At 61.0% G+C, this 15,557-nt stretch carries 15 protein-coding genes; 13 read left to right on the top strand and 2 right to left on the bottom strand.

Annotated features, from left to right (window positions below):
* Positions 1-44 precede the first annotated feature (44 nt).
* Positions 45-929, top strand: coding sequence for a 4-hydroxy-tetrahydrodipicolinate synthase (gene dapA, locus ABIE33_RS02740; RefSeq protein WP_429121067.1), 885 nt, complete (start codon positions 45-47; stop codon positions 927-929).
* Positions 929-1,408: an SsrA-binding protein SmpB gene (smpB, locus tag ABIE33_RS02735; RefSeq protein WP_025426380.1), complete on the top strand. Its 480-nt coding sequence runs from the start codon at positions 929-931 to the stop codon at positions 1,406-1,408. The genes dapA and smpB overlap by 1 nt, the downstream gene beginning before the upstream one ends.
* Positions 1,409-1,487: 79 nt before the next feature.
* Here smpB and ABIE33_RS02730 read toward each other — a convergent pair whose 3' ends face one another.
* Positions 1,488-2,069 (bottom strand): NYN domain-containing protein, encoded by a 582-nt coding sequence (locus tag ABIE33_RS02730; RefSeq protein ID WP_053246865.1) that lies wholly within the window; start codon positions 2,067-2,069, stop codon positions 1,488-1,490.
* A 470-nt stretch (positions 2,070-2,539) separates the two neighbouring features.
* Here ABIE33_RS02730 and rpoZ point away from each other — a divergent pair, with 470 nt between their 5' ends.
* From rpoZ to era, 8 genes are all read left to right on the top strand, one after another.
* Positions 2,540-2,947, top strand: coding sequence for a DNA-directed RNA polymerase subunit omega (gene rpoZ / locus ABIE33_RS02725; protein WP_025426382.1), 408 nt, complete (start codon positions 2,540-2,542; stop codon positions 2,945-2,947).
* Between the two features lie 103 nt (positions 2,948-3,050).
* A complete protein-coding gene (locus ABIE33_RS02720; RefSeq protein WP_429121063.1) occupies positions 3,051-5,276 on the top strand; it encodes a RelA/SpoT family protein in 2,226 nt (741 codons plus the stop codon).
* 354 nt (positions 5,277-5,630) lie between these two features.
* Entirely contained in the window at positions 5,631-5,783 is a 153-nt protein-coding gene (locus ABIE33_RS02715) for a DUF3563 family protein (protein ID WP_067698885.1), read from the top strand.
* Between the two features lie 284 nt (positions 5,784-6,067).
* A complete protein-coding gene (locus tag ABIE33_RS02710; protein ID WP_429121061.1) occupies positions 6,068-6,532 on the top strand; it encodes a DUF2062 domain-containing protein in 465 nt (154 codons plus the stop codon).
* Positions 6,529-6,948, top strand: a complete 420-nt coding sequence (gene acpS, locus ABIE33_RS02705) for a holo-ACP synthase (RefSeq protein ID WP_429121058.1) — start codon at positions 6,529-6,531, stop codon at positions 6,946-6,948. The genes ABIE33_RS02710 and acpS overlap by 4 nt, the downstream gene beginning before the upstream one ends.
* A 164-nt stretch (positions 6,949-7,112) precedes the next feature.
* A complete protein-coding gene (lepB, locus tag ABIE33_RS02700; RefSeq protein ID WP_429121055.1) occupies positions 7,113-7,856 on the top strand; it encodes a signal peptidase I in 744 nt (247 codons plus the stop codon).
* Positions 7,856-8,572, top strand: coding sequence for a ribonuclease III (rnc, locus tag ABIE33_RS02695; protein WP_429123056.1), 717 nt, complete (start codon positions 7,856-7,858; stop codon positions 8,570-8,572). The genes lepB and rnc overlap by 1 nt, the downstream gene beginning before the upstream one ends.
* 8 nt (positions 8,573-8,580) lie before the next feature.
* Positions 8,581-9,510, top strand: a complete 930-nt coding sequence (gene era, locus ABIE33_RS02690) for a GTPase Era (RefSeq protein WP_429121053.1) — start codon at positions 8,581-8,583, stop codon at positions 9,508-9,510.
* A 101-nt stretch (positions 9,511-9,611) separates the two neighbouring features.
* On the opposite strand, the gene ABIE33_RS02685 is transcribed toward era, so the two are convergent.
* Entirely contained in the window at positions 9,612-10,244 is a 633-nt protein-coding gene (locus ABIE33_RS02685) for a hypothetical protein (protein ID WP_429121050.1), read from the bottom strand.
* Between the two features lie 173 nt (positions 10,245-10,417).
* Between ABIE33_RS02685 and ABIE33_RS02680 the strand changes: the two genes are divergently transcribed.
* From ABIE33_RS02680 to ABIE33_RS02670, 3 genes are all read left to right on the top strand, one after another.
* The gene (locus ABIE33_RS02680) at positions 10,418-11,464 is read left to right on the top strand and encodes a glutathione S-transferase family protein (RefSeq protein ID WP_429121047.1); all 1,047 of its coding nucleotides are present in this window, start codon (positions 10,418-10,420) and stop codon (positions 11,462-11,464) included.
* A gap of 295 nt (positions 11,465-11,759) precedes the next feature.
* On the top strand, positions 11,760-13,016 hold the full coding sequence (locus ABIE33_RS02675) for a class I SAM-dependent methyltransferase (protein WP_429121044.1): 1,257 nt from the start codon (positions 11,760-11,762) through the stop codon (positions 13,014-13,016).
* 171 nt (positions 13,017-13,187) lie between these two features.
* On the top strand, positions 13,188-15,494 hold the full coding sequence (locus ABIE33_RS02670; RefSeq protein WP_429121041.1) for a Tex family protein: 2,307 nt from the start codon (positions 13,188-13,190) through the stop codon (positions 15,492-15,494).
* Positions 15,495-15,557: the final 63 nt, after the last annotated feature.

Genomic DNA, 15,557 nt, shown 5'->3' with positions numbered 1-15,557 from the left:
AAGCGTGAGTGTATGCTCGTCCTTTGAGCCGTCAGGAGTTGTGCATGTTCAAGGGTTCCATTCCCGCTCTCGTAACACCGTTCACCGCCACGGGCGCGGTGGATGCGGAAGGTTTCGTCGCGCATGTGGAATGGCAGATAAAAGAGGGCAGCTCCGGTCTCGTGCCCGTCGGCACGACAGGTGAATCCCCGACCCTTTCGCATGCCGAGCATAAGCAGGTCGTCGAGCTCTGCATCAAGGCAGCCGCCGGCCGCGTGCCGGTGATCGCAGGTGCCGGCTCCAATAACACGACCGAAGCCATTGAGCTTGCGCAGCACGCCGAAAAAGCGGGTGCGGACGCAGTGCTCGTCGTTACACCCTATTACAACAAGCCGACACAGAAGGGCCTGTTCGCCCACTATTCGGCGATTGCCGAAAGTGTGAAGCTGCCGATCGTCATCTACAATATCCCCGGCCGTTCCGTGGTGGACATGAGCGTCGAAACCATGGCGGCGCTGGCCAAGGCCCACCCGACGATCATCGGCGTCAAGGATGCCACGGGTAAGATCGAACGCGTGTCCGAACAGCGCATGGCCTGCGGCAAGGATTTCGTTCAGCTTTCCGGCGAGGACGCCACGGCGCTCGGGTTCAACGCCCACGGCGGTGTTGGCTGTATTTCGGTCACGGCAAATGTCGCGCCGCGGCTTTGCGCCGAATTCCAGCAGGCGACCCTTGCCGGCGACTATGCCAAGGCACTGGAATATCAGGACAAGTTGATGCCACTGCACAAGGCGATCTTCATGGAGCCTGGCCTGTGCGGCGCCAAGTATGCGCTGAACCGTATCAGACGCATGAGTCGTGCAGTTCGCTCGCCGCTGCTTTCGACACTCGAGCCGGCAACGGAATCCGCAATCGACGCGGCGCTCAGACATGCAGGATTGATGAACTGATGGCACCCAAGGGAAGCCAGCGCACGGTCAAGAAGATTGTCGCGGAAAACCGAAAGGCCCGCTTCAACTACGAGATCGTCGACACCTACGAGGCCGGTCTGGTTCTGACCGGCACCGAGGTGAAGTCGCTGCGTGAAGGCAAGGCAAACATCGCCGAATCCTACGCCACCGACGAGGGCGGGGAGATCTGGCTCATCAATTCCTATCTGCCGGAATATCTGCAGGCGAACCGCTTCAACCACGAGACCCGTCGTCGTCGCAAGCTGTTGCTGTCCAAGCGCGAGGTCAACCGGCTGCAGGGTGCCGTCAATCGCGAAGGCATGTCGCTCATTCCACTCAAGATCTATTTCAACGATCAGGGGCGGGCGAAGCTCGAGCTGGCGCTCGGCAAGGGCAAGAAGCTGCACGACAAGCGTGAAAGCGCCAAGGAGCGCGATTGGAACAGGCAGAAGAGCCGACTGCTGAAAGAGCGCGGCTGAACGCAGCCGCACTCTCGCCCCGCCTGTGCGCAGCCTGGCCTAGGCTTTCTTTTCGTTAATTGGCGAGTGACTGGTTCGCTCAGATCTCAACGGGGTCCGCTACCGGTTCGACATGTTGCCGGGGAACGCGTTCCGATGGGTCACGGCCGATTTCGGCCCGCAGCGTGACGAGATCGATGAAGTGATCTGCCTGTCGGCGCAGGTCATCGGCGATCATCGGCGGCTGGGTCGACATCGTTGATACCACCGACACCTTTCGACCCTTGCGCTGCAGCGCTTCGACGAGCGTGGTGAAATCGCCATCGCCCGAGAAGATCACCAGATGATCGACGGTTTCTGACTGTTCCATGGCGTCGATCGCCAGTTCGATGTCCATGTTGCCCTTGATCTTGCGGCGACCGAGGGAGTCCGTGAATTCCTTCGCTGGCTTGGTCACGACCTTGTAACCGTTGTAGTCCAGCCAGTCGATCAGCGGACGGATCGACGAATATTCCTGGTCTTCGATGAGGGCGGTGTAATAGTAGGCGCGTAGCAAGTAACCGCGCTTTTGAAATGCCTTGAGCAGCTTGCGATAGTCGATGTCGAAACCGAGGCTCTTCGACGCGGCGTAGAGATTGGCGCCGTCGATAAAAAGAGCGATTTTCTCGCGGGGGTCAAACATCGTTATTCCTTTTGAGTGCGCCTTGCGTTCGGGTAAGCGGCCCGTCGGCGGATGCGCGAAAATACGGCGATTACATTAATAATTGCTGATATTGCAAATAATGTAGTTAACCACTTGCATTATTCCAAGCGGCCGCGTGCGAATATAGCTAGTTTTAGCAGTTGCTGCAGTTCGTCCACACCGGAAATCTGCATTTTCTACCAGGCGTTTCTGCTTTGTATTTAAATGTGCAACTAGGATGTGTGTGTGCGAAGTCCAGCCCGTCTGCGCGACATTTTATCATGCGGCATGGGATGATCTGAGCGCTCCGTGCAGGAAAAACTTGAACTTATGCTGTTTTGATTGTATCCGGGCGGCTAATTCCAGAAATCGGAGCCGACGAGGCCGTCATCCGGCGGCCGTTCCGGTCTCGTGTCGTTAATCCGTGCTGCGGCGATGATCGCCGCGCTTTGAGCCCAAAAGGACAGGCAATGGCCCGCGTCACCGTCGAAGATTGCATTGACAAGGTCGACAACCGTTTCGAACTCGTGCTGCTCGCCAGCCACCGCGCCCGCCTGATCTCGCAGGGGGCAGCGATCACCATCGATCGCGACAATGACAAGAACCCCGTCGTGGCGCTGCGCGAAATCGCCGACGAGACGCTCTCGCCCGGCGACCTCAAGGAAGACCTTATCCACTCGCTGCAGAAGCATGTGGAAGTGGACGAGCCCGAGCCCGATCCGGCTTCGCTGGTCCAGGCCGATGCCGACACGACTTTTGCCGAAACGGCGGAAGACGACGATCAGCCGGAAGCAATCACCTTCGACCGCATGTCGGAGGAGGAACTGCTGGCCGGCATCGAGGGCCTCGTGCCCCCGGAAAAGAGCGACGACTACTGAGATCCGTCACGGAACAACCGTTCCCGCGTGTTTTCAAAGCAGTGCGCCACTCGTATGATTGGCGCACTTTTTTTATTGTCTTTTCCCACGGAGCCGCCAGCGAATGATGCGCCAATACGAGCTCGTTGAGCGCGTTCAGAAATACAAGCCCGACGTCAATGAAGCCCTGTTGAACAAGGCTTACGTCTACGCGATGCAGAAGCACGGGCAGCAGAAGCGGGCAAGCGGCGACCCCTACATTTCCCACCCGCTGGAAGTGGCGGCGATCCTTACGGAAATGCATCTCGACGAATCGACGATTGCGGTCGCGCTTTTGCACGACACGATCGAGGATACGACCGCGACCCGGCAGGAGATCGACGATCTCTTCGGCGAGGACATCGGTGCTCTTGTCGAGGGCCTGACCAAGATCAAGAAGCTCGATCTCGTCACCAAGAAGGCCAAGCAGGCGGAAAACCTGCGCAAGCTGCTGCTGGCGATCTCCGACGACGTGCGTGTCCTCCTGGTCAAGCTTGCCGATCGTCTGCACAACATGCGCACGCTCGACCATATGACTCCCGAGAAGCGGGCACGCATCTCCGAAGAGACGATGGACATCTATGCACCGCTCGCCGGTCGCATGGGCATGCAGGATATGCGCGAGGAGCTCGAAAACCTCTCGTTCCGCCATATCAACCCGGAGGCCTTCGAAACCGTCACCCGCCGTCTGGAAGAACTGTCCGAGCGCAATGAAGGCCTGATCAAGAAGATCGAAGACGAATTGACCGAGCTGCTCCAGACCGAAGGATTGAAGGGCGCCCAGGTCAAGGGGCGGCAGAAGAAGCCCTATTCGGTCTTCCGAAAGATGCAGTCCAAGTCTCTGTCCTTCGAACAGCTTTCCGACGTCTGGGGCTTCCGCATCGTCGTCGACGATATTCCGTCGTGCTACCGGGCTCTCGGCATCGTGCATACGCGCTGGCGCGTGGTCCCTGGTCGCTTCAAGGACTATATCTCGACCCCGAAGCAGAACGACTACCAGTCGATCCACACGACCATCGTCGGCCCGTCACGTCAGCGCATCGAGCTGCAGATCCGCACGCGGCGGATGAACGATATCGCCGAATACGGTATCGCCGCCCACTCGCTCTACAAGGACGGCGAGGGGGTCTCCACCGAAACCGCCCTGTCGCCGACCTCGAATGCCTATTCCTGGCTACGGCGCACGATCGAGTCGCTGGCCGAAGGCGACAACCCGGAAGAGTTTCTCGAACACACCAAGCTCGAGCTTTTTCAGGACCAGGTGTTCTGCTTCACGCCGAAGGGTCAGTTGATCGCGCTTCCGCGGGGCGCGACGCCGATCGACTTCGCCTATGCGGTCCACACCAACATCGGGGACACCTGCGTCGGCGCCAAGATCAACGGGCGCATCATGCCCCTGGTGACGCGGCTCAACAACGGCGATGAAGTGGAGATCATCCGCTCCGGCATTCAGGTGCCGCCACCGGCGTGGGAAGAGATCGTCGTCACCGGCAAGGCACGCTCTGCCATCCGGCGCGCGACACGCGCTGCCATCCGCAAGCAATATGCCGGCCTTGGATACCGCATTCTGGAGCGAACCTTCGAGCGCGCCGGCAAGACGTTTTCCCGCGAGGCGCTGAAGCCCGCGCTGCATCGGCTGGGTCATAAAGAGGTCGAGGATGCGATCGCGTCCGTCGGCCGCGGCGAGCTGTCGTCACTTGACGTATTGCGCGCGGTGTTCCCCGACCACCAGGATGAACGCGTAACCGTCAAGCCCAACGCTGACGATGGCTGGTTCAACATGCGCAGCGCCGCCGGCATGGTGTTCAAGTTGCCGGGTCGATCCAAGGAGGCGGGCGAGCCGGCGCAGGCGGAAGGTCCGGAGGCGCTGCCGATCCGTGGCCTTTCGGGCAATGCCGGCGTGCATTTCAGCGCCGCGGGCGCCGTCCCCGGTGATCGTATCGTCGGCATCATGGAGAAGGACAAGGGGATCACCATCTACCCGATCCAGTCGCCGATCCTGCAGAAGTTCGATGACGAGCCGGAACGCTGGATCGACGTGCGCTGGGATCTGGACGAGGCCAACAGCAGCCGGTTCATGGCGCGCATCGCCATCAGCGCCTTGAACGAGCCCGGCACGCTGGCTGAAGTGGCGCAGTCGATTGCGACGAGCGATGTCAACATCCGCTCGCTTTCCATGGGGCGCGTGGCTGCCGACTTCAGCGAGTTGCAGTTCGATCTCGAGGTCTGGGATCTGAGGCAGCTGAACCACCTGATCACGCAGTTGAAGGAATTGCCGAGCATTTCCACGGTCAAGCGCCTGTTCGAATGAACGGGCACCGCTCGGCATTCGTAAAGGCTGCCGAGCCGTCACCACTGGTGCCATTGTCCGCACCTTCCGTCGGGGACAATCGTTTTTGCCTAGGGGAAGCGGACCACGGTCCGCGCTTTCTTCCTCTTGCCTGCGCCCGACTAGCTGTTCGTTCGGTCCGGCAACATCCACGTCGACTGTGAATGAAGTGCAATGCGCGTCTGTTTTGCGCAGTTGCCTCGAAATCAGGCAGGTCGAGGTCTGAAAAGCGGCAAGGCATGCTCGCTGCGCATGGCTGCTGTCTCTTCCTGGCTCTGGTAGAATAGTGACCTCTAAACTATCTTCTGCATCGGGAGGTAAACGAAGAGGTTTACCATGTTAAATCAGTTGAAGAAGATCACCCGCGCTCTGCGCGTCGCCACTCAGGAAGAGCGCGAGCTCGCCTATCTCAACGGTTCGGTCGATCGTATCGATCTCGAATACCGTCAGCGCCAAATCGATCGCGGCCTGTTCCGCAACGGCTACTAAGCTGCTGCCTGTTCCCGCATGATGGCGGGAATGGCGAGCCATGCGCCAGGCGAATGGCTCAATCGTGATCGCTGTACCACACGCCAGCGGGTTGCAAGCAAGGGGCATGACGCCTATCTTGCGGCCTTTAAACAGGCGGACACGCCGTCTTGTGCCGACTGGCGGTTTCAAGATGCGGTCATGACGGCATAATGTTATTCAGACGTAGAAAACCGGTCACGATATCCGAAAGGCTTCGCGCGCTTGTATGGCCGCGCAAGGGCTTTCGGCGTGGACCGCGATACATGGCGCTGCGTATCCTGCGCCTGTCGTCGTCACCGCACTCGATTGCGGTCGGGGTCGCTGCAGGTGCCGCGTCCTCATTCACGCCCTTCTTCGGACTGCATATCATCATCGCAGTCGCGGTTGCCTCCGTCTTTTCCGGCAATCTGCTCGCCGCAGCGATCACCACGGCGCTAGCCAACCCGGTAACGATCCCGATGATCCTGACCGCGTCCTACGAGCTTGGCACGGTCATCATGGGACCGCAGGCGTCAGGTCCCGCAACCGGCGCGGAGGTCGCGCATATGGTCGAGCACCTCGAGTTCTCGGCTCTCTGGGGGCCGGTGTTCAAGCCGATGCTCATCGGATCGGTTCCGCTTGCCGCCGCCGGCGCGCTGATCTTTTATCCCCTGGCCTATCAGGCCGCTCGTCTTTTCCAGTCCCGCCGCAGGCGCGCACGCTCGTCCGGCGCAAGGTCCACATCATGATCATCGGCATTGGCAGCGACCTCATCGACATCAGGCGCATCGAAAACTCGCTCTCGCGTTTCGGCGAGCGTTTCGTCAATCGTTGCTTCACCGAGGTGGAGATCGCCAAGTCCGAAGGCCGCAAGAACCGCGCCGCCTCCTACGCCAAACGCTTCGCTGCCAAGGAGGCCTGTTCCAAGGCGCTCGGCACCGGAATAGCGCACGGTGTCTTCTGGAAAGACATGGGCGTCATCAATATGCCCGGTGGCAAGCCCACCATGCATTTGAGCGGTGGTGCTGCCGAACGGCTTCAGGCGATGGTGCCCAAGGGGCATCACGCGGCAATCCATCTGACGATTACCGACGATTTCCCATTGGCGCAGGCCTTCGTGATTATCGAGGCACTCCCCGTTGCCCCGCCAGAGGGAACGGTTTAGAGCATTCCGTTGAGAAATCCGGGCGTGCCCGATTGCGGGGGCAGGCGCTCTTGCAGCCGAGACACAAAACTGCGCATCCACCTTTGAGGCTGGAACCGAAAGCGCGAATGACAGATTGAGCGGTACGCCTATCCAGCGCGCCGATGACAAAGGAAGACAGCAGCGTGGCAGAAAAGACAGAAGCGAAGCAGAGCGGTCTCTGGGAGAATGTGAAGGTCATCATCCAGGCGCTGCTCCTGGCCGTGGTCATTCGCACCGTCTTCTTTCAGCCCTTCACCATTCCGTCGGGCTCGATGATGCCGACCCTGCTTGTCGGCGACTACATCTTCGTCAACAAGTTCGCTTATGGCTACTCCAAGTATTCTCTGCCGTTCTCGCCGGATCTGTTCTCGGGCCGAATCTTCGCCAGCGAGCCGGAGCGCGGCGACATCGTCGTCTTCCGCTTCCCGCCGAACCCTGATATCGACTACATCAAGCGTCTGGTCGGCCTGCCGGGCGATCGCATCCAGGTCCGCAACAGCATTCTCTACGTCAACGACAAGCCGATCGATCGCGCGCCTGACGGCGTCTTCCGCGCCGACGATCAGTACGACACCGGCGGCGACGTGCCGGTCTACCGCGAAACCATGGACAACGGCGTTTCCTATGACACGCTCGATCAGTTCCCGGATTCGCGCGGCGACAACACCCGCGAGTTCATCGTGCCCGAAGGTCATTACTTCATGATGGGCGACAATCGCGACAACTCCGCCGACAGCCGCTTCGACGTCGGCTTTGTACCCGTCGAGAACCTTGTCGGCCGCGCAAGCCTGATCTTCTTCTCGCTCGGCAACGACACCTCGTTCCGCGAGATCTGGAAGTGGCCGGCGAACCTGCGCTACGATCGCCTGTTCAAGGCGGTCGAATGATGAAGGCGCGGTCGCTAAGCGCGGAGGATCGGGCCAAGCTCGAGGCCGTGATTGGCTATCAATTCAGCGAGAAGGAGCGGCTCGACCGGGCGCTGACCCATTCCAGCGCCCGCAATGCCAGGGGCTCGAACTATCAGCGACTCGAATTCCTCGGAGACCGGGTGCTGGGGCTTTGCGTCTCCGAGCTTCTGTTCCAGACCTTTCGCGATGCTAACGAAGGCGAGCTTTCGGTGCGGCTGAACCAGTTGGTCAGCGCCGAGAGCTGCGCCCAGGTCGCCGACGACCTGGAACTGCACCAGTTTATCCGCACCGGTTCCGACGTGAAGAAAATCACCGGCAAGGCGATGATGAATGTGCGCGCCGATGTGGTAGAGTCCCTCATCGCCGCCATCTATCTCGACGGCGGGCTGGAGGCGGCGCGCAAATTCGTGCTGCTTCACTGGAAAGAGCGGGCGACCCGCGCCGACGGCGCCCGTCGCGATGCCAAGACCGAATTGCAGGAATGGGCGCACGCCAAGTTTGGCATCGCGCCGACATACCGGACGGACGACCGGTCCGGTCCCGACCACGATCCGCGATTCACCGTGACCGTTGAGGTCGGTGGCGTTGCGCCGGAGACGGGGACGGATCGATCCAAGCGTGGCGCCGAGCAGGTGGCCGCGACGAAATTATTGGAACGCGAAGGCGTGTGGCGGAAAGTCTCCGCCGGAAATTGACGGAAAACATGACGGATATGGAAAAAGATACGGCCGCCGAAAGCGCGCCGACCCACTCGGGTTTCGTGGCGCTGATCGGCGCCACGAATGCAGGCAAGTCGACGCTGGTCAATCGCCTTGTGGGCGCGAAGGTTTCGATCGTCAGCCACAAGGTGCAGACGACACGGGCGATCGTGCGCGGCATTGCCATCCACGATAACGCCCAGATCGTATTCATGGACACGCCCGGCATCTTCAAGCCACGTCGCCGGCTCGACCGGGCCATGGTGACGACAGCCTGGGGCGGAGCCAAGGACGCCGACGTGATCATGCTCTTGATCGACAGCGAGCGTGGCCTGAAGGGCGATGCGGAAACGATCCTTAACGGATTGAAGGAAGTCCATCAGCCGAAGATCCTGGTTCTGAACAAGATCGACCAGGTGCGGCCGGAGGATCTTTTGAAGCTCGCAGCCGCGGCCAACGAGACGATCAAGTTCGAGCGTACCTTCATGATCTCGGCGCTGACCGGTTCGGGCTGCAAGGATCTGATGGATTATCTTGCCGAGACGTTGCCGGAAGGTCCCTGGTATTACCCGGAGGACCAGATCTCCGACCTGCCGATGCGCCAGCTCGCGGCCGAAATCACCCGCGAGAAGCTGTTCCTGCGCCTGCATCAGGAGCTTCCCTACGCCTCGCATGTCGAAACCGAGAAGTGGGAAGAGCGCAAGGACGGCTCCGTTCGCATCGAACAGGTGATCTACGTCGAGCGCGAAAGCCAGAAGAAGATCGCACTCGGCAAGAACGGCGATGCGATCAAGGCGATCTCCACGGCGTCGCGCAAGGAAATCTCCGAGATCCTCGAGCAGCCGGTTCACCTCTTCCTGTTCGTCAAGGTGCGTGAAAACTGGGGCGACGACCCGGAACGCTTCCGCGAAATGGGCCTTGAATTTCCACGTTGATTGGCGGGTTTCCCAATATTTGTTGACGCCGCTCGCCAGCTCAGCTGGCGAGCGGCTCCTCTCAAGGCGCGGACTGTGGCTCCCAGGCATTCGCCGCGCCGTCAGGACGCCGGCTGTTTTTTTGCGATCATCGGCCCGATCGTTTCGGCGCGGTTTGTCCAGACGTAGCCCGAGAAACGCTCCGGCACCAATTCAACATCTTCCGCGCTGTCGATACCTGTGGTGAAGTCGCCACCCGCATAGGGGCCAAACAGGATGATCTCGCTGCCGGCCGATTTCATGCGTTGTGCAAAGCGGTCGGGCCAGCCCCAGAGCCAGGGCGCATAGTTTCCCGGAACGATCACCAGTGTGTTCTGGCAGGCGGCCGGTACGACGCCGGTCCAGCCATAGGCGATGTAGCGGGCAAGGCAACCGACTGCCGAGTTCCTGTCGTAACCGCGCATGCCGTCGACCAGCTTCAACGTTTCCTGCGTCGGCTCGCCACCACCATAGACCCCGAAGACGGCTTGCCGCCACGCCGAGTGGGTATCGAGCAGCGCGGCAAGCGCCGAACCTTCCTCAGTCCTGCGGCTCTTGAAATTGACGAGAAACTGGCGATCTTTCGGATAGGTCTGGTGGATGCCGCGGTGCGCGAGAATTTTCGGCGCGCCCTCGGGAGGCGTTGCCAGCAGGGACGTGTTGAGAAGCCAGACGACTGCAGCAACCAGCACGGCGACAATGACGAATCTTTTCATCCTGATTCTCCCTCTCGCGAACGGGATTGCTCGACAATGTGGCGCCACCGTGATGTTGCCCGCTTGGCGTGTGGTCGCCATATTGCGAACGATCTGTCACCTGTCGGCCGAATTGACCGGTGCGCGCACGCGTGAGAGTTAGACGGCGTTCCCGCAGCTTCAGGAGAGAATTCATGCCGCATCTCGTCGATGGAAAATGGGTCAAGGGCGACGTTGCTGCGAGCGAAATGAAGGGCGGCGCCTTCCACCGTGAGCCGACCCGTTTCCGCAGCTGGATTACCGCTGATGGCGGCGCCGGTCCACAGGGGCAGGCGGGCCTTCCCGCGGAAGCCGGGCGCTATCGCCTGTTCGTTTCCCATCTCTGCCCCTGGGCATCGCGCACGATCGCCTTTCGCAATCTCAAGGGACTACAGGACGTGATCGGTCTCACCGTCTCCAACCCGCTGCTGGGCGAGGACGGTTGGGTCTACGACGAGCCAGTGGACGCCGGCGCGCGCGTCGGTCTGATCCGTTATCATCACGAGCTTTATACCGCGAGCGATGCCCATTACACCGGCAAGGTGTCGGTCCCCGTTCTCTGGGACATGAAGGAAGGGCGCATCGTCAACAACGAATCCGCCGACATCATCCGCATCCTGAATTCGGCCTTCGACGAGGTGACTGGCAACCGCCTCGATTTTTACCCTCAAGCGCTGCGCGCGCAAATCGATCGCTGGAACGACCCGATTTACGAGCGCGTCAACAACGGTGTCTATCGCGCCGGCTTTGCCAAGACTCAGGACGCTTATGACGAAGCCGTCGCGAGCCTGTTCGGAATGCTTGACGAGCTTGAGCGCCACCTGACGGCCAATCGCTACATCGCGGGCGAGTACCTGACGGTGGCCGATATCCGTCTGTTCGTGACATTGATCCGGTTCGACGCGGCCTACCATGGAGTGTTCAAGTGTAACCTCCGCCGGATCGAAGACTATCCGGCTCTTTCCAACTATCTGCGCGAAATCTACCAGTGGCCCGGCATCGCCGAGACGGTGCGCATCGATCATATCAAGCGAGGCTATTATAGCATCGCCCACGTCAATCCGACGCGGATCGTGCCGGCCGGTCCCTTGCTCGATTTCACCCGCCCGCATGACCGGCATTCCCTGCCGGGTCGCGGGGTCGTCGGCGCAGACGAGGCATTGCCAGATTTACTAAGCAAACAAATCTTTGAGGGGGCATAAAAAGCCCATTGCCAATCGATGGAAGCTTACTAAGTTAGTGGAAGTTCTGATGGATAGGAGCCCGATGGCGGCTGGCCTGACGAATTTCCGGTAACGCGCGCACGAGGAGCGCAGCCTTTTTGCCGGATGCCGTGAGGCCTCGCCCCGAGCCGGTTTTCGCCGCTTCCGGACGTACGTCGCGTCGCGCCACGCGTTCCGTGTCATGCCGTAACGCCCTCCGGAAGCCCCCGATAGGACCGGCCCGTCGCCGCGCCCGTGCGCCAGAACAGGCATGTCGGTCTGGCAGGGGTTGAATATGAATGCGGCATTGTTGAATTTGCTTCGCCGTCTGGTGCGCAAGGGCAACCTGACGGTGTTTTTTTCTGCGGGTGAGCAGGTCATCCTGGGCGACGGCTCAGGAAAGCCGGCAACGATCCGTATTGCCGATGCGGAAGCTGAAAAGGCGATCGCCATCGACCCGGGTCTTCGCTTCGGCGAGCTTTATATGGACGGCCGCGTCGTCGTCGAGGACGGTGACATCTTCGACGTACTCTCGATTGTGAAGGAAAACGGCCTGGAGAACGCCGCGACCGTTCCGAACACGCTGGTTGCTCTTCAACATGTGTTGAGCCAGCAGGTGAAGAGCCGTATGCCGGTCAACCGCAACCGGCACAATGTCGCCCATCACTACGATCTCGATCGCAAACTCTTTAATCTGTTCCTGGATCAGGACTGGCAATATTCCTGCGCCTATTTCGAGCCGGCGGGCATCTCGCTCGACGAGGCGCAGCTCGCCAAGAAGCGCCATATCGCTGCCAAGCTGCTGCTCGAGCCCGGACAGAAGGTGCTCGAGGTCGGCTCTGGCTGGGGCGGGATGGCGATGTATCTTGCCGAATCCTCCGGCGTCGAGGTGACGGGCATCACGCTCAGCGAAGAGCAGCTGAAGATCTCGCGCGAGCGGGCGGCCAAGCGAGGCCTGTCCGATCGTGTCCGCTTCGAGCTTCAGGACTATAGGACGATGCAGGGGCGGCAATTCGACCGCATCGTGTCCGTCGGCATGTTCGAACATGTCGGCATCGGCAATTACGGCCGGTTCTTTCGTAAGATCAGGGAGTTGCTGAAGCCGGATGGCGTGATGCTGCTGCACTCGATCGGGCAGGTTTACAAGCCCTGGGCGACCAATCCATGGATCGAGAAGTACATCTTCCCTGGCGGTTACATCCCGGCGCTTTCGGAGGTTCTGCCGTCCGTTGAAAAGACCCGGCTTCTCGTCAAGGATATCGAGATCCTGCCGATGCACTATGCCTGGACACTAAGGGCGTGGCGGCAGCGCTTTCTCGCGCGGCGCGAAGAGGCGGTAAGGCTGTTCGACGAACGCTTCTTCCGGATGTGGGAGTTCTATCTCGCCGCGTCGGAGACGGCCTTCCTGCATGACAAGCACTTCATCCTCCAGCTGCAGCTGTCGCCGTCGCTCGAGACCGTGCCCTTCGCACGCGGCTACATCGAGGCGAAGGAGCGGGAACTGATGGAATTCGAAAAGACCCGCCCGCCGCTGGAACCGGTGGATATCTAAGGCACGTCGCCCGAAAGTGCGCCGCGGTTTCGGGGCGATGGCATCCTAAGAAAAGAAAGGCGGCGAGTACCTCTTCTGTGGAGTTCCGGTTTGCCGCGCAGGCCTTCACTTGGCCTTGAAGACCTGCGCCTTTATGGTCGCCGACTGAAAACAGGAAAGACGGATCCCACCATGGCCAGCCCAGCAAAACCCATCGCCGCCACCATTGCCAGCGAGATCAAGGCGTCGACCTCCCAGGTTATCGCCGCAGTGGAGCTGCTCGATGAGGGCGCGACGGTGCCGTTCATCGCGCGCTACCGCAAGGAAGTGACCGGCGGGCTTGACGACACGCAACTGCGCACGCTGGCCGAACGTCTGACCTATCTGCGCGAACTGGAGGCAAGGCGGGGCTCGATCATCGAATCCATCCGCGGACAGGGCAAGCTGACAGACGAACTCGAGGCCAAGATCGCCGCGGTCGAAACCAAGGCCGAACTCGAGGATATATATCTGCCCTACAAGCCGAAGCGGCGCACCAAGGCGGAAATTGCCAGGGAGCGGGGCCTTGGGCCGCTTGCCGAAGCCGTTCTCGCCGACCGGACGGTCGCGCCGGCTGACCGCGCCGCAGCGTTCCTGACGGCAGATGTGCCCGATGTGAAAGTGGCGCTTGACGGCGCTCGCGACATCATCGCCGAAGGCATGACGGAGAACGCCGACCTGCTCGGCCGCTTGCGCAACCACATGAAGGGGGCGGCGTTCCTGCGGGCCAAGGTCGTCGATGGCAAGCAGGAGGCCGGCGCCAAGTTCTCGGACTATTTCGATCATTCCGAACGCTGGGCAACGACGCCGGGGCACCGGGCGCTTGCCATGCTGCGCGGCTGGAACGAGGAGGTGCTCACCGTCGATATCGTCGTCGATCAGGATGATACCTCTCCGGTCAAGCCGGTGGAGCGCATGATTGCGGCCGCCTACAATATCGGCGGGCAGCTGCCGGGCGATAAATGGCTTTCCGAAGTCATCGGCTGGACCTGGCGCGTGAAGCTGTCGATGTCGCTGTCGCTCGACCTGATGCGCGAACTGCGCGAGCGGGCGGAAGAGGAAGCGATCCACGTTTTCGCCCGTAATCTGAAAGATCTGTTGCTGGCCGCTCCCGCCGGCTCGCGCGCCACGATGGGGCTGGACCCCGGCATTCGCACTGGCGTCAAGGTCGCCATTGTCGATGGCACCGGCAAGCTTCTGGAGACGACCACCGTTTATCCGTTCCCGCCGAAGAACGATGTTCGCGGCACACAGGCCGAACTGGCATCGCTGATCCGCAAGCACAAGGTCGAGCTGATCGCGATCGGCAACGGCACCGGCAGCCGTGAGACGGAGAAGCTTGTCGCCGACATGCTCGCCCAACTGCCGGCGCCGAAGCCGACCAAAGTCATCGTGTCCGAAGCCGGCGCTTCGGTCTATTCCGCCTCGGAGACCGCCGCGCTTGAATTCCCCGGCCTCGACGTTTCGCTGCGTGGCGCCGTTTCCATCGCCCGGCGCCTGCAGGATCCGCTGGCCGAACTCGTCAAGATCGAGCCGAAGTCGATCGGCGTCGGCCAGTACCAGCATGATGTCGACCAGTCGAAGCTCAGCCGCTCGCTGGATGCAGTGGTAGAAGACGCGGTGAACGCCGTCGGCGTCGATGTGAACACGGCATCTGCACCGCTGCTCGCGCGTGTCTCCGGTCTCGGCAAGTCGTCGGCGGAAGCGATCGTCGCGCATCGTGATGCCGCCGGGCCGTTCGCCAGCCGCAAGGAACTCTTGAACGTAGCGCGCCTCGGCGCTCGCACCTTCGAACAGTGCGCCGGCTTCCTGCGCATCCCTGATGGCAAGGAGCCGCTCGATGCGTCGTCCGTCCATCCGGAAGCCTATGGCGTCGCCAAGAAGATCGTCGCGGCCTGCGGACGCGACGTGCGCTCGCTAATGGGTGACAGTGCGGCGTTGAAGCAGCTCGACCCGCGTGTGTTCGTCGACGACCGTTTTGGTCTGCCGACGGTGAAGGACATTCTGGCCGAACTGGAAAAGCCGGGCCGCGACCCGCGTCCGAGCTTCAAAACCGCGACCTTCGCCGAGGGTATCGACGACATCAAGGATCTGAAGGTCGGCATGCAACTCGAAGGCACGGTGACCAATGTCGCCGCCTTCGGTGCCTTCGTCGATATCGGCGTCCATCAGGACGGCCTCGTTCATGTTTCGCAGCTGGCTGACCGGTTCGTGAAGGACCCCCATGAAGTGGTCAAGGCCGGCGACGTTGTTCAGGTGCGTGTGACCGAGGTGGACGTGCCGCGCAAGCGCATCGGCTTGACCATGCGCAAGGACGCCGGTGCCGATACGGGCCGGGAGGCGAGGGCACCGGCCTCCAACAGCGGCAATCGCAGCGCGCCGGCGCGTCCGCAGAAGCCGCAGCAGCCGTCGCAAGGCGCTTTCGGTGTCGCGCTCATGGAAGCGATGAAGCGCAAATAATACGGGTAGCCCGGAAGTCGTATCGGCTCCCGGGCAGCTCTCTATAAATTAGGCAATTGTAAT

Source organism: Ensifer sp. 4252, from assembly GCF_050434565.1.
Classification (GTDB): Bacteria; Pseudomonadota; Alphaproteobacteria; order Rhizobiales; family Rhizobiaceae; genus Ensifer.
The sequence above is the reverse complement of the archived record's forward strand: the minus strand, read 5'-3'. Positions and strand labels throughout refer to the sequence as shown.